The 17,504-nt window shown below is 64.6% G+C and carries 15 protein-coding genes; 4 read left to right on the forward strand and 11 right to left on the reverse strand.

Annotated elements, in window-relative coordinates; all coding sequences use genetic code 11:
* Positions 1 to 167: 167 nt before the first annotated feature.
* The gene (locus ACPPVR_RS40515; RefSeq protein WP_426612068.1) at positions 168 to 1,340 is read right to left on the reverse strand and encodes an ABC transporter substrate-binding protein; all 1,173 of its coding nucleotides are present in this window, start codon (positions 1,338 to 1,340) and stop codon (positions 168 to 170) included.
* Between the two features lie 322 nt (positions 1,341 to 1,662).
* Here ACPPVR_RS40515 and ACPPVR_RS40520 point away from each other — a divergent pair, with 322 nt between their 5' ends.
* Positions 1,663 to 2,928, forward strand: coding sequence for an NAD(P)/FAD-dependent oxidoreductase (locus ACPPVR_RS40520; protein WP_426612069.1), 1,266 nt, complete (start codon positions 1,663 to 1,665; stop codon positions 2,926 to 2,928).
* A gap of 64 nt (positions 2,929 to 2,992) precedes the next feature.
* On the opposite strand, the gene ACPPVR_RS40525 is transcribed toward ACPPVR_RS40520, so the two are convergent.
* Positions 2,993 to 4,204, reverse strand: a complete 1,212-nt coding sequence (locus ACPPVR_RS40525; protein ID WP_426612070.1) for an ABC transporter substrate-binding protein — start codon at positions 4,202 to 4,204, stop codon at positions 2,993 to 2,995.
* A gap of 10 nt (positions 4,205 to 4,214) precedes the next feature.
* Entirely contained in the window at positions 4,215 to 5,423 is a 1,209-nt protein-coding gene (locus ACPPVR_RS40530; protein WP_426612071.1) for a cytochrome P450, read from the reverse strand.
* A gap of 83 nt (positions 5,424 to 5,506) precedes the next feature.
* On the opposite strand from ACPPVR_RS40530, the gene ACPPVR_RS40535 reads away from it, so the two are divergent.
* The gene (locus ACPPVR_RS40535; protein WP_426612072.1) at positions 5,507 to 6,010 is read left to right on the forward strand and encodes a MarR family winged helix-turn-helix transcriptional regulator; all 504 of its coding nucleotides are present in this window, start codon (positions 5,507 to 5,509) and stop codon (positions 6,008 to 6,010) included.
* 253 nt (positions 6,011 to 6,263) lie between these two features.
* Here ACPPVR_RS40535 and ACPPVR_RS40540 read toward each other — a convergent pair whose 3' ends face one another.
* Positions 6,264 to 8,114 carry a feruloyl-CoA synthase gene (locus ACPPVR_RS40540; RefSeq protein WP_426612073.1) on the reverse strand — a complete coding sequence of 617 codons (1,851 nt, stop codon included), beginning with the start codon at positions 8,112 to 8,114 and terminating at the stop codon, positions 6,264 to 6,266.
* Positions 8,115 to 8,267: 153 nt separating this feature from the next.
* Between ACPPVR_RS40540 and ACPPVR_RS40545 the strand changes: the two genes are divergently transcribed.
* Both ACPPVR_RS40545 and atzF read left to right on the forward strand, forming a co-directional pair.
* Positions 8,268 to 8,762 carry a MarR family winged helix-turn-helix transcriptional regulator gene (locus tag ACPPVR_RS40545; protein WP_426612074.1) on the forward strand — a complete coding sequence of 165 codons (495 nt, stop codon included), beginning with the start codon at positions 8,268 to 8,270 and terminating at the stop codon, positions 8,760 to 8,762.
* Positions 8,763 to 8,968: 206 nt separating this feature from the next.
* Complete coding sequence (atzF, locus tag ACPPVR_RS40550) at positions 8,969 to 10,777, forward strand: allophanate hydrolase (protein WP_426616286.1); 1,809 nt, start codon at positions 8,969 to 8,971, stop codon at positions 10,775 to 10,777.
* 42 nt (positions 10,778 to 10,819) lie between these two features.
* Here the strand turns inward: atzF and ACPPVR_RS40555 are convergent, their stop codons facing one another.
* The 7 genes from ACPPVR_RS40555 to ACPPVR_RS40585 all read right to left on the reverse strand — a co-directional run bounded on the left by ACPPVR_RS40555 (position 10,820) and on the right by ACPPVR_RS40585 (position 17,294).
* The gene (locus tag ACPPVR_RS40555; protein ID WP_426612075.1) at positions 10,820 to 11,542 is read right to left on the reverse strand and encodes a GntR family transcriptional regulator; all 723 of its coding nucleotides are present in this window, start codon (positions 11,540 to 11,542) and stop codon (positions 10,820 to 10,822) included.
* 4 nt (positions 11,543 to 11,546) lie between these two features.
* On the reverse strand, positions 11,547 to 11,939 hold the full coding sequence (hpxZ, locus tag ACPPVR_RS40560) for an oxalurate catabolism protein HpxZ (protein WP_426612076.1): 393 nt from the start codon (positions 11,937 to 11,939) through the stop codon (positions 11,547 to 11,549).
* A 12-nt stretch (positions 11,940 to 11,951) separates the two neighbouring features.
* On the reverse strand, positions 11,952 to 13,349 hold the full coding sequence (locus ACPPVR_RS40565) for an AtzE family amidohydrolase (protein ID WP_426612077.1): 1,398 nt from the start codon (positions 13,347 to 13,349) through the stop codon (positions 11,952 to 11,954).
* Positions 13,350 to 13,356: 7 nt separating this feature from the next.
* On the reverse strand, positions 13,357 to 13,536 hold the full coding sequence (locus tag ACPPVR_RS40570) for a DUF4089 domain-containing protein (protein WP_426612078.1): 180 nt from the start codon (positions 13,534 to 13,536) through the stop codon (positions 13,357 to 13,359).
* Positions 13,537 to 13,555: 19 nt separating this feature from the next.
* The gene (locus tag ACPPVR_RS40575; protein WP_426612079.1) at positions 13,556 to 15,286 is read right to left on the reverse strand and encodes a dipeptide ABC transporter ATP-binding protein; all 1,731 of its coding nucleotides are present in this window, start codon (positions 15,284 to 15,286) and stop codon (positions 13,556 to 13,558) included.
* Between the two features lie 91 nt (positions 15,287 to 15,377).
* Positions 15,378 to 16,277, reverse strand: coding sequence for an ABC transporter permease (locus ACPPVR_RS40580; protein ID WP_426612080.1), 900 nt, complete (start codon positions 16,275 to 16,277; stop codon positions 15,378 to 15,380).
* A gap of 3 nt (positions 16,278 to 16,280) precedes the next feature.
* On the reverse strand, positions 16,281 to 17,294 hold the full coding sequence (locus ACPPVR_RS40585) for an ABC transporter permease (protein WP_426612081.1): 1,014 nt from the start codon (positions 17,292 to 17,294) through the stop codon (positions 16,281 to 16,283).
* Between the last annotated feature and the right edge of the window lie 210 nt (positions 17,295 to 17,504).

Consider the following 17,504-nt stretch of genomic DNA (forward strand, 5'->3'; position numbering starts at 1 on the left):
GCAGCGAAGCAATCCAGAATCCCTCCGTGGAAAGACGCTGGATTGCTTCGCTGCGCTCGCAATGACGACGAGGGAACGCGCGAGTACGGCGATAGGGTTGCCTGTGGAGATAACCGCTCACCCCTGCCCTCTCCCCGTAAGAACGGGGAGAGGGAGCAGCAATCAGCTCACTTCATCGGGCACTTGTCGTGAAAGCGATCCTGATCGTTCTCCACGATGGTGGCGACCGTCTTCAACGCGAGCTGGCCTTCGGCATCCTTGACGACGTCCTGGAGATAGAAGCTCTGCACCGGGATGTGGTTGTTGCCGAACTTGAAGGGGCCGCGCAGCGACTTGATGTTGGCCTTTTCCATCTCGGCCTTCATCGCGTCCTTTTTGCTGGTGTCGCCCTTCACCGCGACCACCGCGCTGTTGATGAGCTGCGCCGCATCATAGGCTTGCGCACCGTAATAGGTCGGGCGGAGACCCGTGTACTTCTTGCGGTAGTCGGCGACGAAGCGCTTGTTCTGCTCGTTGGGGAGATCGTTGACCCATTCCTGCGCACCGGGCACGCCGAGCGCGTTCTCCTTCTGAAGCGGCAGCGACAGCTCGTCGACGGTGAAGGCGGTGTAGAGCGGCATCGTGCTCTTGAGGCCAGCCTGCGCATATTGGTTGAGGAACTGCACGCCGGCAGCACCCGGGTAGAACACGAAGATCGACTCGGCGCCGGAGGCGCGCGCCTTGGAGAGTTCGGCGGAGAAGTCGAGCTGGCTCGGCCACACCGTGTATTCCTCGCCCTTGATCTCGCCCTTGAAGGTGCTCTTGACGCCCGCGAGCATGTCCTTGCCGGCGGCGTAGTTCGGGCCGATCAGGAAGACGCTCTTGACGCCCTTCTGGTTCATGTAGAGGCCCATGGCGGCGGGCGTCTGGTCGTTTTGCCAGGAGGTCGAGAACACGTAGGGCGAACAGAGATCGCCGGCGATCTGCGACGGGCCGGCATTGGCCGAGATCAGGAAGGTCTGCGAGTCCACCGCGGTCTTCAGCGAGGCGAGCAACACGTTGGACCAGATGTAGCCGACGATGAAATCGACCTTGTCGGACTGCACCAGCTTCTCGGTCTTCTGCTTGCCGACGTCGGGCTTCTGGCCGTCGTCCTCGTAGATCACCTCGACCGGCTTGCCGTCCATCTTGCGGCCGATGTGGTCGAGCGCCAGCTCGAACGAGTTGCGCATGTCGTTGCCGATCACGGCGGTCGGGCCGCTGAAAGTCGAGACGAAACCGATCTTGATGGTGTCGCCGGCGAATGCCGGACTTGCCAGCACGAGCGCCGCTGCGCCCGCCAGCCAGAATGCCGTCCTCATAACCACTCCCCTCCTGATTTATTGCCCCGGAAACGGGGTGATCGCCGCCCCCGGGTCTATCTTACTAAAGCGCAAAATCTGTCGAGCCACCAATGGCTCAGCGCCTGTCCCTGCACCATATTTCGCGCCAATCGTGGATGGCAAGAAATATAATTCTACTCACTTCGGCCAAGGGCTGGTCCAAGGTCTGGTCCAAGGCTGCGGCGCTTTTTCGCAGGGTCGATGCACTCAGCCTATTCCCCGATTGATGACGGCTATTGGACCGCGGCGCCCAATACGCACTTAAATGAGGGAGTAGAGCAGCGAGATTCGGGGATACATCATGACCACGACACCGCATCGCGTCGTCATCGTCGGAGCCGGCTTCGGCGGCCTGGAGACGACCCATCGGCTTGCAGGCAGCCCGGTCGAAATCACGCTGATCGACCGCCGCAACCACCATCTGTTTCAGCCGCTGCTTTACCAGGTCGCGACCGCCTCGCTCGCCACGAGCGAGATCGCCTGGCCGGTGCGCCATCTCATGCGCAACCGGCGCGAGGTGACCACGCTGTTTGCGACGGTCAGCGGCGTCGATGCCAGCAGGCGCGCGGTGCTGCTAGATGATGGCAGCGAGGTACCGTATGACACGCTGGTGCTCGCGACCGGCGCGCGCCATGCCTATTTCGGCCATGACGAATGGGAGCAATTTGCGCCGGGCCTGAAGACGCTGGAGGACGCGACCACTTTGCGCCGCCACATCCTGGTGGCCTTCGAGCGCGCCGAGCGCGAGACCGATCCGGCCAAGCGGGCGGCACGGATGACGTTCGTCATCGTCGGCGCCGGCCCGACAGGTGTTGAGCTGGCCGGCACCATCGCGGAGATGGCGCATGACACCCTGCCGGAAGATTTCCGCAACATCGATACGACCAAGGCGCGCGTGGTGCTGATCGAGGCCGGCCCGCGCGTGCTCGCGGGCTTTGCCGACGATCTCTCGGCCTATGCGCAGGCCTCTCTGGAAAAGATCGGCGTCGAGGTCGTGCTTGGTCAGGCCGTCACCGAGATCGACCGCGACGGCGTGGTGTTTGGCGGACAGCGGCTGGACGCCAAAACCAAGATCTGGGCCGCCGGCGTGCGCGCCTCGCCCGCGGCCGAATGGCTGGGCGCACCGGCCGACCGCGCCGGGCGCGTGCAGGTCGAGGCTGATCTCACCATCCCCGGCCATCCCGAGATCTTTGCGGTCGGCGACACCGTTTTGATCAATGCCTGGGAGGGCAAGCCGGTGCCCGGTATCGCACCGGCCGCCAAGCAGCAGGGGCAGCATGTCGCCGAAACCATCAAGGCGCGGCTGCGCGGCGAGAGCAAGGGCGCGTTCCGCTACAAGCACGCCGGCAGCCTGGCGCAGATCGGCAAGCGGCTCGCCGTGATCGACTTCGGCCGCATCAAGCTGCGCGGCACGATCGCGTGGTGGATCTGGGGCATCGCCCACATCTACTTCCTGATCGGCCTGCGCCACCGCCTCAGCGTTGCGTTGAGCTGGCTCTGGATCTACGCCCGCGACCAGCGTGCCGCGCGGCTGATCACGCAGGGCAGTAGCAAAGTGGTGGGGTGATGGTTCTTCTTTTCCTTCTCCCCGTTGTTACGGGGGAAGGCGAAAGCAGCAACGCTCGCGGCACCTACTTCACCAACGCGCACCCGCCCTCCGCCATCGGGCGAAACGCCTGATCCGCCGGGATCGTCGAAACCAGCTTGTAATAGTCGTATGGATATTTCGATTCCTCCGGCTTCTTCACCTCGAACAGATACATCGGATGGACGACGCGGCCGTCCTGGCGGATCGCGGTGTCGCCGAACAACTTGTCCTTGCCTTTGAACTTCTTCATCTCCGGCACGACGTCCTTAGCATTGTCGCTACCGGTAGCGGCGACGGCGTTGAGATAAGCGAGCGTGGAGGCATAGACGCCGGCCTGGTTGCCGCTCGGCATCTTGCCGTTCATGCCGGGACGCGCCGCGAACCGCTTGGCAAACGCGCGGGTGTCGTCGTTCATGTCCCAGTAAAAGGCTTCCATCAGCTGAAGGCCCTGCGCGACCTTGATGCCCATGCCGTGGACGTCGTTGATGAAGAGCAGGAAGGCCACGAGCTTCTGCCCGCCCTGCTGGATGCCGAACTCGGCCGCCTGCTTCACCGCGTTGATAGTATCGCCGCCGGCATTGGCAAGCCCGATCACCTGCGCCTTCGAGCCCTGTGCCTGCAGCAGGAAGGAGGCAAAGTCGGAGGTGCCGAGCGGATGCTTTGAGGAGCCAAGCACCTTGCCACCGTGGCCCTCGATGTATTTCTGCGCCTCCGCCTCGATGCCCTTGCCGAGCGCGTAGTCGACCGTGAGGAAATACCAGTCCTTGCCGCCGCGCGACATCATCGCGGCAGCGGTGGTGTTGCCGGTCGCCCAGGTGTCGTTGACCCATTGGATGGTGTTGGGCGAGCAGGCCTTGCCGGTGAGATCGGCGCTTGCCGTCGATGACGCGAGATATGTCATGCGGCTATCGCGCAGCAGCGTGTTGATGGAGAGGCCAACGGCCGAGTTCGGCACGTCCACAATGGCATCGACGCCTTCGACGTCGAGCCACTTGCGCGCGATGGCGTTGCCGACATCGGCCTTGTTCTGGTGGTCGGCATAAACGATCTCGACCTTGATGTTCTTGCCGCCGCCGTTGAAATCTTCCGCCGCCATCCGCGCGGCCTCGACCGAGCCCATGCCGTTGGTATCCTGGAAGATGCCGGAGATGTCGTTGAGCACGCCGACGCGTACGACGTTGTCGGATATCTCGGCGCTCGCCGCGCTGCTCACGAGGCTCGCGGCCAATGCGAGCGTCCACTTCAGTTGTTTCATGATTTCCCCCTTAAGCCGGCGTGATGGCGACCGGCAGGCTATCAAGCCCGCGCAGCGTGTTGTTGAAGCGGCGCTTCGGCTCGCCCGTGATCTCGATTTTCGCTACACGACGCGCGAGCGCGGTGAGCATCGTTTCGCCCTCAAGCCGTGCCACGAGCTGGCCGACGCACATGTGGATACCCGAGCCATAGCCGACATGGCCGGAGGTGCGGCGGGTGATGTCGTAGCTGTCGGGCTTGTCCCACCGCCGCGGATCGCGATTGGCAGCAGCAAGGAACATCAGCACCTTCTCGCCCTCGCCGACCGTCGCGCCGGAGAGCTCGACATCGCGCGTCGTGGTACGGAAGAAGGTCTGCACCGGGCTTTCGAAGCGAACCGCCTCCTCGAACGCGTTGCGCGCCAGCGTGAGATCGTCGCGCAGGCGCTGCCATTGCTCTGGAAAGCGCGCGAGGCAGTAGATTGCGGCGCCGATGCCGTTGACGGTGGTGTCGAGGCCGGCCGATAGCAACGATCGCACCAAGAGTGGCGCTTCAGTCGCGGTGATCGCGCCCTCGTCGACATGAGCATGGATGCAAGACCCGATGCCGCCGGGCGTGAGATGATCGCGCTGGCACTGCTCGGTGACGTAGGCCTGGTGCGGGGCCGAGCGCTCGATCGCCTCCTGGCGCAACGCATTCGGCGGGCCGAAGGCGTTGAACACCAGGCTGGCATAGGGAATGAGGTGATCGCGGCCCTCCGGCTTCAGCCCAAGCGCATCCGGGAAGATCGAGAGTGGATAGGCCTCGGCGAGATCGGTAATCGCGTCGAAGCTGCGCTTTTCGAGTAGCATGTCGACCCGCTCCTCGGCCGCTGCGGCAAAGCGGTCGCGGAGCCCTTTCATCACGGTCGGCGACAACACCTTTGACAGCACCGCGCGGGTGCGGCCGTGCGCGGGTGGGTCGGCCTCCAGGATCAGGCTCGGCGGCCGCCACGGCGTCTCCTTCTTGAAGTCGCCGAGGCCCACGCCGCGGCTGGAGCAGAATGTTGCCGGGTCGTTCAGCACGGCATGAACCTCGGCATAGCGCGCCACGCCGTAGACCTTCCACTTGTCGAGATAGACAACCGGCCCCGTCTCGCGCAGCAACTCATGCGTGGGATAAGGATCGGCAAAAAAATTCATCGCGAAGGGGTCGACGTCGAGATGCGGGACGCTCGCGACAGGGGAGCCGGGTGCACTCATTGAAGTCCTCCCTCATTTTGATCTTGTGAAAGGGCAGCGCTTGCCCTTAGGTCTTCCGGCACGCCGCGATTAAGAAGCCCGATATGCCGCCTTCGACCAGATCCCGCCAAAAGCCTGCGCCCGCCGACGTCGGGCCGACGCTCGATCTCGACCGTTACGTGCCGGCGTTCATCACCTTCATCGCGAACAAGCTCTCGAACAGCGCGACCGCGTTCTATCAGCGTCAGTTCGGCGTCAATGTCACCGAATGGCGGATCATGTCGCTGCTCGCGATCGAGCCGGGCATTCCGGCCTCGCGGATCTGTCACGTCATCGGCTTCGACAAGGGGCCCGTGAGCCGTACGCTTGCTGGGCTGGAGAAGCGCGGGCAGGTGTCGATCCGTACCGATCCGAACGACGGCCGCACCCATTCGATCTCGTTGACGGCGCGCGGCCGTGCCACCCATGACAAGGTCATCGTCGCGGCATTCGAGCGCGAACGACGGCTGCTGTCTTGTCTGAACAAGGACGAGCGCGAGGTGTTGGTCGACCTGCTGCGCCGGCTGCACGAAAATTTGGGCGCGGTGACCGGCGGCACTGAGGCCTGACAGATCGCACGTCAGGCGCGCGTGCCTGTTGTCATATCCAGGCATGCGCAGGCATTTGCCCGCGGCATCCTCTCTGCCGAGCATCGTTTCCTCCGAGATCAGGCGCAGCAGTTTCCCCGCCGTCATCCTAGGTTGGAACGGTTCGCATAAATTAGTTGCTTAAGCAACAAAAGAATCATGCAGAATATTGCGGCAGACTGGCTGGCCCATTGGGCGAGCTACCCGCTCCATCCTCCGTCATTATGAGAACCCGCTACAGCCCGATCCACTCCGCCGACGCGTCATCATTCAACCGCCTCACCGCGTCCGCGCGGCGCGTCAGCACAGCGCGCTGGTTGATGTAGCCCTTGTCCGTGATCTCGCCGCCGTCGACCGACGGCGGCTCGGCGAGCAGCAGCGCGCGCGTCGCATGGCCGGAGGAATTGGCACTCTGCTGCTTGAGCTTCACCAGGCCCTGCGCGAGAGCGATCCTGACCTTGTCGTGCGTCAGCGCATCGTCCACTCCGGCCGTCTCGGGAAGGCCCGCATGTGCACGGCAGGCGGCGATGTTCGGAAAGACCAGGAAGCGCACCTCGTCGCCACCATGGCCGGTGACGACGATATCCTGCGCGAGCGGCGCCAACGCGGCGATGCCGGCGACGCGCAGCGTGCCGACGTTGACCCAGGTGCCGGAATTCAGTTTGAAGTCTTCCGCGACGCGCCCGTCGAAGAACAGGCCGCGCTCGGGCCGTCCGCCATCGGCGAATTTCACGGCATCGCCGATGAAATAAAAGCCCTCGTCGTCAAAAGCCTGCTTGGTCAGCTCCGGCGCCTTCCAGTAGCCGGGCGTGACGTTGGGGCCGCGCACGCGCACTTCCAGTTTGTCGCCGGAGGCGACGAGCTTCAGCTCGGTGCCGGGAATCGGCACGCCGATATTTCCCGAACGTTCGGCGAAGAAATGGCAGTCGGTTGCCAGCGGTGAAGTCTCGGTCGAACCCCAGGCGGACACCATCGGCAGTGCACGGCCAACGGTCTTGAGTGAAAGCTCTTCGAGCGCATCCCAGAGATTCTGCGGCAGTGCGGCGCCAGCATAGAAGGCGAACTTCACCTCGCTGAAGAAGCGGCGGCGCAGCTCCTCGTCGCCGCGCAGCGCCGCGATCAGCATGTCGAAGCCGCGCGGCACATTGAAGTAAACGGTCGGCATCACGCTTTTGAGGTTTGCGAGCGAGGTCGCAAACAGGCCGGGCGCGGGCTTGCCGCCGTCGATATAGAGCGAGCCGCCGTTGCGCAGCACGAGGTTGAAATTGTGGTTGGCGCCAAAAGTGTGGCTCCAGGGCAGCCAGTCGAGGATGACGAGATCGCCGTCGCTTTGCTCGAGAAAGGTCCAGGTCTGCGCTTTGGCCTGCTGGCTCGACGTCAGCATGCGCTGGGTGTTGATCACCGCTTTCGGTGTTCCGGTCGAGCCTGACGTGAACAGGAATTTTGCGATCGTGTCGGGCGTTACCGCGGCAAAGGCCGTTGCAACGGCAGGAGTCTCGGGCGTTGCAACAATGGTACGGAAGGCCAACGCATCGGCATCATCGGCATTTCCGCTGATGATGTGCGCCTGGTGCAGCGGCTGGATCGCAGCCAGCGCCGCGGCAAATGGCCTCGTCGCGGAGACATAGATCGCGCCGGGCTCAAGCAACGCGACCATGTCCTTGAGCTTGTCAAAGTCCTTTGACATCAGCGAATAGGCCGACGAGATCGCGGCCGAGGGCACGCCGACATGCTGCGCCGCGAGCGCGAGCAGCGCGTGATCGATGCTGTTGTCGGAGAGAATCACAAGCGGTCGTTCCGCGCTCAGCCCCTGCGCGAGGATCCAGGACGCGACCCCGCGCACCTGCCGCAGCGCCTCCGCATAGGTGACGGTGGTCCAGCGTGCCTCGGCACTTCCGCGCTCGGCGAGGAAGACGGTATCGGGCGATTCTCGCGCCCAATGCTCCAGCCAGTCGCCGACGCAGCGCGCGCTATCGCGCAAGGGCTCGGGCGAGCGCAGCACGATACTGCCGTCGGCGCGATGCTCGACGACTGTCTTTGGCGTTGCGAACAGGCTTGAAGCGTCACCGCGTAATGCGGCTGCCATATGTTTCCTCCTCGCCCGGGATCCGGGATCGGCCGCAGCCTCGTTCCGGGCCGCTTTCGCCATAATGTTGGGCGGGACAATTGTTGTCGTCAACAACAATCTTCCGTCTGGCCGGCGAGGAGGCTACAAGGATCCGATGGCAGGAGACGCGACGTGACAGCTACCGGAGCCCGAACTCCCCCGCGCAAGCGCACCACCAACGGCGCGGCGCGGCAACACGACGCGGACGAGATCGGGCTTGATGCGCTGGTAGGGCACGCCGGCTATGCGGTGCGGCGCTTTCAGATCTGGATTTTCCAGGACTTCATCAAGACGCTCGGCGCGGTCGACATCCGTCCGACGCAATATTCGGTGCTGACGGTGATCGGCGCCAATCCCGGTCTCTCCCAGATGGCGGTAGCCAAGCGCCTCGGCATCGAGCGCGCCCGGCTGGTGCACCTGCTCGACAGCCTCGAACAGCGCAAGCTCGTGAAGCGGATCAAGTCAAAAGAGGACCGGCGCTCCCACGCGCTGCACCTCACCGCACAGGGCCAGACGGCGCTGACCAAGTTCAAGCGGCTCGCCGACGAGCACGAGCGGCATGTCGAGGAGAAGATCGGCAAGGCGAACCGGGAGCGGCTGCTCCAGATCCTCGCTGGCTTCACCTGATCCGGACTGCTCATGATTTGGGCAGATGCCCCTAACAGGGCGCTGGCGAGACGACCCTCCCGATCATCGAAATATCCCCCAACCCACTGATAGCGCGATAATATCCAAGGCATTCGCTCTGCCCGGATTCTGTACACAATGGCACATCGCTTGCTTCAATCCGGGTGAGGACAAGTTGCCGGAGTTTTGTCGCCATGAGGGCTGAAATGGGGGCTGAGCAGCCTGAAACGATTGCCGCGATTGTGGCCGCGCATCGCGCGGGCACGCTCACGCCGGCGCAGACGGTCGCGCGCACCTACCAGCGCATTCGGGACCACAACGATCCCGCCATCTTCATCAGCCTGCGCGACGAGACGGATGCGATCACGGAAGCCGAAAAGCTTGCCGCGCGCGAAGATGCCAGCAACCTGCCGCTCTACGGCGTGCCGGTCGCGGTAAAGGACAATATCGACGCGCTCGGCTTTCCGACCACGGCGGCGTGCCCGGCCTTCTCCTACACGCCAACGCATGACTCCACCGCGGTGCAGCGGCTGCGCGCCGCCGGCGCCATCATCATCGGCAAGACCAATCTCGACCAGTTCGCAACCGGCCTCGTCGGCGTGCGCTCGCCTTACGGCATTCCCAGGAATTCGATCCGCGAGGATCTCATTCCCGGCGGGTCAAGCTCGGGTTCGGCGACGGCCGTCGGCGCCGGACTCGTCCCGCTGTCGCTTGGCACCGACACGGCCGGCAGTGGGCGCGTGCCGGCGATGCTCAACAACATCGTCGGGTTGAAGCCGAGCCTCGGCATGATCTCGACCGCGGGCCTCGTGCCGGCCTGCCGTACGCTCGATTGCATCTCGGTGTTTGCGCTGACCGTCGACGATGCCGCACTCGCGCTGTCGGTGATGGCTGGCCCCGACCAGGCCGATCCGTTCTCGCGCGACCGGCCGCTTGGCGCGATGACGCCGTTCCCGGCCAATCTTCGTCTTGGCGTACCGCGCAACGGGCAGCTGATCTTCTTCGGCGACAAAAAATCGGAAGCAGCTTACGGCGAGGCGCTGAAGCGCTGGACCGCGCTTGGCGCTGAGCTGGTCGAGTTCGACCTTGAGCCGTTCTACGAGACGGCGCGGCTGCTCTATGAGGGTCCCTGGGTTGCCGAGCGCTATCTCGTGATCAAGAATCTGCTCGCCTCCGCGCCGGACTCAATCCATCCGGTGACTCGCGAGATCACCGCCGCCGGCGCGCGGCTGACGGCTGCAGAAACCTTCTCCGCGCTCTACCGCTTGCAGGGCCTGCGCAAGATCGTCGAGCGCACTTTTGCAAACATCGACGCGCTGGTGCTGCCGACGGCGCCGACGGCCTATACGACCGCGCAGGTGCTGGCCAATCCGATCGAGCTTAACAGCCGGCTCGGCACCTACACCAATTTCGTCAATCTGCTCGATCTCTGCGGTCTCGCACTGCCGGCTGCGATGCGTGTCGACGGCATTCCGTTCGGCATCACGCTGCTCGCGCCGGCCGGCCGCGATGCGCTGCTTGCGAGCATCGGGCGCGTGTTTCATGCGGATACGAAGCTGAGCGTGGGCGCGAAGGGCACGGCACAGGCGCCGCTCGCACCGCTTCCCGCAAGCAGCGGCGACGAAATCCCGATCGCAGTGGTCGGTGCGCACCTCTCCGGCATGGCGCTGAACGGCGAGTTGAAGGCGCTGAGCGCAAAGCTGATCGAAGCGACCAGGACCGCGCCGGACTACAAGCTCTATGCGCTCCAGACCACGCCGCCGAAACCCGGCATGCTGCGCGTCGAAGCGGGCAAGGGCGCGTCGATCGAGCTGGAGATCTGGTCGCTGTCGTCGTCGGCGTTCGGCAAGTTCGTCAACGCGATTCCTGCACCGATGGCGATCGGCACGATCCGGCTTGCTGATGGCCGCAGCGTGAAGGGCTTTCTCGTCGAGCCCGAGGTGCTCGGTGAGGCGCGTGACATCACGAGCTATGGCGGCTGGCGGAAGTTTATGGCGGAAGCGGCGACGGCGTAGGTCTCGGAGGGTGGGCAAAGCGCAGCGTGCCCACCATCCTACTTAAACCGACACCGCGTAAATCTCGTATTCCCCGCGCACCAGCTCGATATGCGCGCGCATGGCTGCGGCCGCGCCCTGCTTGTCACCGCGCATGACGGCGACGACGACGCGGTCGTGTTCGGCTTGCGATTTGGCGAGACGGCCGAGATTGCGGAACTGGGCGCGACGGAACGGCTGCACACGCACGCGGGTGGCGAGCGTGATCTCGGCGATGTAGCCGTTCTGCGAGCCGGCATAGATCGCGTTGTGGAAGCGCTCGTTGACTTCGTGGAAGCGGTCGGGATTGCCGGCGTAACTCAAAACCCGCAGCTCTTCATGAATGGCCTCCAAGCCGTGGCGCTCAGTGGCGGTCATGCGCTCGGCGGCGAGGCCGGCGCACATCGCCTCGAGCTCCGCCATCGCCTCGAACATGCTCGTCAGCCGCTCGAACGAGGGCTGCGCCACCACGGCGCCGCGGTGGGCGCGCGATTCGACCAGCCCGCTTGCCACCAGCTGGCGCAACGCCTCGCGCACCGGAGTCCGAGAGACGTTGAAGCGCCGCGCGATATCGGTCTCGTCGAGCGGCGCGCCGGGGGCTAGGGCACCACGCACGATCTCGTCGGCGAGTTGAAGCCGCAGTTCCTCGGCGCGCGTGACCTTGTGCACGCTGGGTTGCGCCCGGTCGACGCGGGGCACCACCGGCTCGGCCGGCAGTGTTCCCTGCGGAAGATCGTCAAGCGTCATACGGTCAGGTCTCTTTCGACTCGTCGATGATGCTGACATGGGCAGCGGCGACGCGCCAGCCCTCCGGGAATCGAATCCAGGTTTGCATCTGCCGGCCGACCTTGCCGGGAGCCGTGTCGCGATAGAACAGGGTGGAGGCGACAGCCGTGTCGCGGCCATAACTGGTGATCACGGTTTTCGCGGTGCGCCGGTTCAGGCCGACCGGCGAGCGCCCGGCGCGGAAACCGGAGATCGCCTCATAGCCATAGAGGTTCTCGCCGATGCCGTAACGCAGCGTGCGGGGATCGTCGCGGAAGAGTTCGCCGAGCACGGCGACGTCGTTGGTGACCAGCGCCTGCTCATAACGGTCGAATGCGGCTTTGACTTCCGCGATCACGTCGGGGAGATCGATCTCCATCTCAAAATCCTCTCAAAGTCCCCTTGGCGCGGGCGCCGCGGCGACACCCATTTTTTCCAATGCGTAAGCGACGCGGAGCGCGATGTCCTCGCGCCAGGGCGCGGCGATGATCTGCACGCCGATCGGCAGCGGTTCGAGCGGCACCGGGACTGCGACCACCGGCAAGCCAATGAACGAGATCGGCTGGGTGTGGATGCCGATATTGGCGCGCACCGGCAGTTCGACGCCGTCGAGATTGAAATTCAGCTGGCCGAGTTTTGGCGCGGTGCAGGGTGTTGCCGGCGCGATCAGCACATCGATCGATTTGAAGATCTCGGCGAATTGCGCACGATACCAGCGGCGGAATTTTTGTGCGCGATCAACCAGCGGCGCCGGCACCATGGCGCCCGCGATCAGCCGGTCGCGCACGGCGGGATCGAAATCGTTCGGGCGCTTGCGCAGGCGATCGAGATGCAGCGAGGCGCCTTCGGTGGTGCTGATGACGTAGGCCGCCGCACGGGCGCGCGCGGCTTCGGGGACCTCGAGCACTTTCGTCGCGCCGAGCGCCTTGGCGACACGGCTGACGGCTTCGACCGCTTCCGGAAACACGTTCTTCTGGAAGTAGCCACCGGCGATCGCAATGCGCAGGTCCGAAACCGGATTGGCGAGCAGCGGCGTCGTCGGCTCCAGACCACGCGTGGTGGTGCAGGCGGCATCATCCGCATCCGGCCCCTGCATCGCGTCATAGGCGAGCGCGAGATCGGTGACCGAGCGCGCGAACGGACCGAGATGATCGAAGCTCGCGACGAACGGAAAGGAGCGCGCGCGCGACAGCCGGCCATAGGTCGGCTTCAGGCCAAAAATGCCGCAGAACGAGGACGGCACGCGGATCGAGCCATTGGTGTCAGAGCCGAGCGCAATCGGCACCAGCGCACCGCCGACGGCGCTACCCGAGCCGCCCGAGGAGCCGCCGCTCATCCGCGTCGTGTCATGCGGATTGCGGGAGGGGCCGTCATGGATGTTCTCGCCGGTGAAGTCGTAGGCGTATTCGCCCATGTTGAGCGCGCCGACCAGCACGGCGCCGGCCGCTTCCATGCGCTCGATCAGCGTGGCATCGCGCTTGGCGGGCGCGCGGTCGCGGTTGATCTTCGAGCCGGCGCGTGTCGAGAGGCCTGCGACGTCGAACAGGTTCTTCACCGCGAAGGGCACGCCTGCAAGCGGGCCGACCGTCTTGCCGGCGGCAATGTCGGCATCGATCGCGCGCGCCTTGGCCCGCGCGCGATCGGCGGTGACGTCGGTAAAGGAATTGAGGATGTTGTCGTGCTGCTTGATCCGCGCGAGGGCTGCTTCGGTGGCATCGAGCGCGGACATTTTTCCGCCGGCCACCGCCTTGGCGATGTCGGCAGCCGCCAGATCTGGCTTGATGGTCATGGCGAGGTCAGACGGCGAAGATGGGCGCCGGCTCGGTCTCGTCCGGCAGCGCGAATTCGTCGACAAGGCGGCCAAGCCGCAGCGAGACTTCCAGGTTGGCACGCACCGCCGGTCTCCAGGCGTCCTCGATCGGCAATGCCAGCGCTTTCGATACGGCGTCGATATAATCGTCCAGCGGCTCGGCCATCACGCTCCCAAACAATCGCTCAGTGAACCGGCAGCGGCGGATGCGGGATCGCCGTCAACAGCTCCTTGGTGTAGTCGTCCTGCGGATCGCTCAAGACCCTCTCCGAAGAGCCCTCTTCGACGATTCGACCCGACCGCATCACAATGACACGATCGCACAACAGGCGCACTACATTCAAATCATGCGAGACAAACAGATAGCTCATACCTAGCCGCGCCTTGAGGTCCTGGAGCAGGTTCAGGACCACGGCCTGGACCGAGACGTCCAGCGCCGCCGTCGGCTCGTCCAGGATGACGAGTTTTGGATGCAGCGCAATCGCACGGGCAATGCCGACGCGGGCCTTCTGGCCGCCGGACAATTGGTGCGGGAAGCGATCCAGCAGGTTGAGCGGTAGTCCGACCATGGTGGCCAGCTCCTCGCAACGGTTGCGGAGCGCGTCGCGGCCCCTGATGTCGCCGAGTTGCATGATCGGGTCGGCGATCGCGCGCACGGCGGTGAAGCGCGGGTTGAGGCTATCGGTCGGGTCCTGGAACACCATCTGGATGCGGCTGCGCTGCGGCAGCCGGGCAAAGGAGGCAGGCTGGATGGCGCCGATGTCCTCACCGTCGAACTGGATCAGCCCTGAGGTCTGGTCCAGAAGTCTCATCACCATCATCGACGTGGTCGATTTGCCGCAGCCGGATTCACCGACCAGGCCGACGCTCTCGCCGTGGCCGATCGAGAAGCTGATGCCGTCGACCGCGCGGAACACGTCCGGCTCGACCGGCGGCTTGCGGCCAAACAGCTTTCCGAGCGTGGCGGTGGCGCCCTGGCGGGGATATTCCTTGATCAGCTTTTCGATGAGCAGGAGGGGCTTCTGCTCGGCCGCGACGCTCGGAGCGGATTCCACAGACGCGGAACTCGCGGCGGCGAGCGTAGCGCCCTCCTCCTCCGGCAACAGATCCCGCAACGACACGCCGAGCCGCGGCGTCGCGCGCATCAGCTTTTTCGTATAGGGGTGCTGCGGGTTGGCGAAGATGTCGGCGGCTTTCGCGGTCTCGACCACCCGGCCCTTCTCCATCACCACGACGCGGTCACAATAGGCGGCGGCGAGGCCGAGATCGTGGGTGATCAGGATGGTCGACATCGCCTTGCGCTTGGTCAGTTCGACGATGAGGTCCATCACCGCCTTCTGCGTGGTGACGTCGAGGCCGGTGGTCGGCTCATCCGCGATCAGGAGCTGCGGGTTGCAGGCGAGTGCGAGCGCGATGACGACGCGCTGGCACATGCCGCCGGAGAGCTCGAACGGATAGGCATGGTAGCGCTCGCGCGGGCGGGCGATCTTGACCTGCTCCAGCGCCTCGATCGCCTTTTCTCCGTGGTCGGAAACCATGGCCTGCTGCACATGGGTGCGCAGCACGTCTTCGATCTGGTCGCCGACCTTGCGGATCGGGTTCAGTGCCGCCCGCGGGTTCTGGAAGATCATTGAGACTTCGCGGCCGCGCAGATCGCGCATCTGGTTTTCGGTCGCGGCCTTGACGTCGATGCCGGAGAACATCACCGAGCCCTCGGCGATCCTGCCGGCGCGATCGAGGATGCGCATCACCGCGTAGGACGTCACCGACTTGCCGGAACCGGACTCGCCGACGATCGCGAGCGTCTCGCCCTTGGCGACGGAGATGTTGACGTGCTGCACCGCCTTGACGATGCCGCGGCGGGTATTGAATTCGACGGTGAGATCCTGGACGTCGAGCAAAGGCTGGACGGTCATGGACGGCTCCCGCTCAAAAAGGTCGAAAACAACCCCATGCACAGTAGAATGGCATTGAATTCATTGGAGAATTTTCGCGGAAAACTTGCCATCACGTCCTCCGCTGCGGATCGACGATGTCGCGCAGGCCGTCGCCGAGTAGGTTGAAACAGAACACGGCGATCATCAGAGCGAGGCCCGGGAATAGCGCGATCCACCATTCGCCGGAGACCATGAAGCCCGCGCCCTCGGCCACCATGATGCCCCATTCGGCGGTCGGCGGGCGGACACCGAGGCCGATGAAGGAAAGGCCGGCGGCATTGAGGATGGCGTAGCCCATGGTCAGCGACATCTGCACGATCATGATCGGCATGATGTTCGGCAGAATGTGCACCAAGAGGATACGGAACTCGCCGTTGCCCGATAGACGTGCCGCCTGCACGAAGCCGGCGTTGCGGCGGACATTGGCCTCGGCGCGCGCGACGCGGGCGTAGAGCGGGAAGTTGACGATGGCGGTCGCCAGAATGATGTTCTGCACGGTGTTGCCGAGCGCGGCGACGATGCCCATCGCCAGCACGAACAGCGGGAACGCCATGATGGTGTCGGCGATGCGGCCGACGATGCGGTCGGTCCAACCGCCGAAATAACCCGCCGCAATGCCGGCGAGCCCGCCCATCAGAAACACCAGGACGACGGAGGCGACCGCAATGAACGTATCGAGCCGCGTCGCCACGACGACCCGGCTGAAGATATCGCGGCCCAATTGGTCGGTACCGAACCAGTGTGCCATCGAGGGCGGCTTCAACGACGCGGCGGTGTCGGACGCCAGCGGATCATACGGCACCACATAGGGGCCGAAGATCGCGGCAACGAGGATCAGGACCAACAGGCCGAAGGCGAAGCCCGTGACCTTGTTCTCGCCGAGCACATAGCGGGTTTGCTCGATGATCGCTGCGAGTCCCGACGTGCGCGCGGGACCGGCGGGTTCAACAGCAGGCGCAACGGAGCTCATGGTTCAGCCCTCCAGCCGCACGCGTGGATCGATCACGCCATAGAGAATGTCGATCACGAGGTTGAGCAGCACGTACATGACCGCCATGGTCAGCACGAAGCCCTGCACCGGCGCGAAATCCGACGAAATCAGCGCTTCCACCGCGTAGGAGCCGATGCCGGGCCACGCGAACACTTTCTCCACCAGCACGTTGGCCCCTAACAGGAAGGAGAACACCATGCTGAGCGTGGTGATGACCGGCAGCATCGCATTGCGGAAGGCGTAGGTGACGATGACGGTCGCCGGCGACAGGCCGCTGGCACGCGCGGTGCGCACGAACTCCGACGACAGCACCGCCAGCATCGAGGCGCGCGTCATGCGCGCGATCGGCGCCAGCGAAAAGATCGCCAGCGTCGTCGCAGGCAGAATGAGCTGGCTCAGCGCTGAACGAAACGCCTCGAAGTCGCGCGCGATCAAGGTGTCGATCAGATAGAAACCGGTGACTGTCGCCGGGGCGCTGTAGAACACGTCGAGCCGGCCGAGCGGCGCGGGCGACCAGCCGAGCCGGAAATAGAAGACATAAACGAGAACGAGGCCGGTGAAGAACACCGGCAACGACACGCCGGCTGTCGTTGTCACCCGACAGAGATGATCGACCCATGATCCAGGCCGCGTCGCCGCCAGCACGCCGAGCGGAATGGCGATCACGATCGAAACGATGAGACCGATCAGCGTCAGTTCAGCGGAGGCCGGCAGGCGATTGCGGATTTCGGCCGCGACCGGCTGGCCGGTGGTGAGCGAGTTGCCGAAATCACCATGCGCGAGGTCGTTGGTGTAGCGGAAGAACTGCTCGATCAGTGGCTTGTCGAGGCCGAGTTTCTTGCGGATCTGTTCGACGGCTTCCTTGGTCGCGGCGGGACCGGCGAAGTAAGCGGCGGGATCGCCCGGCAGCGCGCGGGTGAGCAGGAAGGTGACGATGACGACGCCGATTAGCGAGGGGATCGCGAACATCAGGCGCTTGCCGATCATGGTCAGCATGGGGTGCTCCTCGCGCGCGATGAATAAAACCGAGGTGGTGCCGCGCGCTCTACTGTGCCCCCGCTCCCCTTGTGGGAGAGGGTTTGGATAAGGGGTCGCCCCAAGCGAGGTCGGAGTTCGTGGCTACCCCTCACCCTGCCCCTCTCCCACAAGGGGAGAGGGAATGAGAGAGCCCTGCTCACCTCACTCGAGTCCCAGGAACCGACAGAT

Source organism: Bradyrhizobium sp. McL0616 (assembly GCF_049993385.1).
GTDB lineage: Bacteria > Pseudomonadota > Alphaproteobacteria > Rhizobiales > Xanthobacteraceae > Bradyrhizobium.

Coding starts and splice junctions, on each gene's coding strand:
- ACPPVR_RS40555 (WP_426612075.1), bottom strand. CDS start 11,542: ATGACGCTTGACGATCTTCCGCAGGGAACACTGCCGGCCGAGCCGGTG.
- ACPPVR_RS40525 (WP_426612070.1), bottom strand. CDS start 4,204: ATGAAACAACTGAAGTGGACGCTCGCATTGGCCGCGAGCCTCGTGAGC.
- ACPPVR_RS40585 (WP_426612081.1), bottom strand. CDS start 17,294: ATGCTGACCATGATCGGCAAGCGCCTGATGTTCGCGATCCCCTCGCTA.
- ACPPVR_RS40540 (WP_426612073.1), bottom strand. CDS start 8,114: ATGGCAGCCGCATTACGCGGTGACGCTTCAAGCCTGTTCGCAACGCCA.
- ACPPVR_RS40535 (WP_426612072.1), top strand. CDS start 5,507: ATGCCGCCTTCGACCAGATCCCGCCAAAAGCCTGCGCCCGCCGACGTC.
- ACPPVR_RS40565 (WP_426612077.1), bottom strand. CDS start 13,349: ATGACCATCAAGCCAGATCTGGCGGCTGCCGACATCGCCAAGGCGGTG.
- ACPPVR_RS40520 (WP_426612069.1), top strand. CDS start 1,663: ATGACCACGACACCGCATCGCGTCGTCATCGTCGGAGCCGGCTTCGGC.
- ACPPVR_RS40530 (WP_426612071.1), bottom strand. CDS start 5,423: ATGAGTGCACCCGGCTCCCCTGTCGCGAGCGTCCCGCATCTCGACGTC.
- ACPPVR_RS40570 (WP_426612078.1), bottom strand. CDS start 13,536: ATGGCCGAGCCGCTGGACGATTATATCGACGCCGTATCGAAAGCGCTG.
- ACPPVR_RS40575 (WP_426612079.1), bottom strand. CDS start 15,286: ATGACCGTCCAGCCTTTGCTCGACGTCCAGGATCTCACCGTCGAATTC.
- hpxZ (WP_426612076.1), bottom strand. CDS start 11,939: ATGGAGATCGATCTCCCCGACGTGATCGCGGAAGTCAAAGCCGCATTC.
- ACPPVR_RS40515 (WP_426612068.1), bottom strand. CDS start 1,340: ATGAGGACGGCATTCTGGCTGGCGGGCGCAGCGGCGCTCGTGCTGGCA.
- atzF (WP_426616286.1), top strand. CDS start 8,969: ATGGGGGCTGAGCAGCCTGAAACGATTGCCGCGATTGTGGCCGCGCAT.
- ACPPVR_RS40580 (WP_426612080.1), bottom strand. CDS start 16,277: ATGAGCTCCGTTGCGCCTGCTGTTGAACCCGCCGGTCCCGCGCGCACG.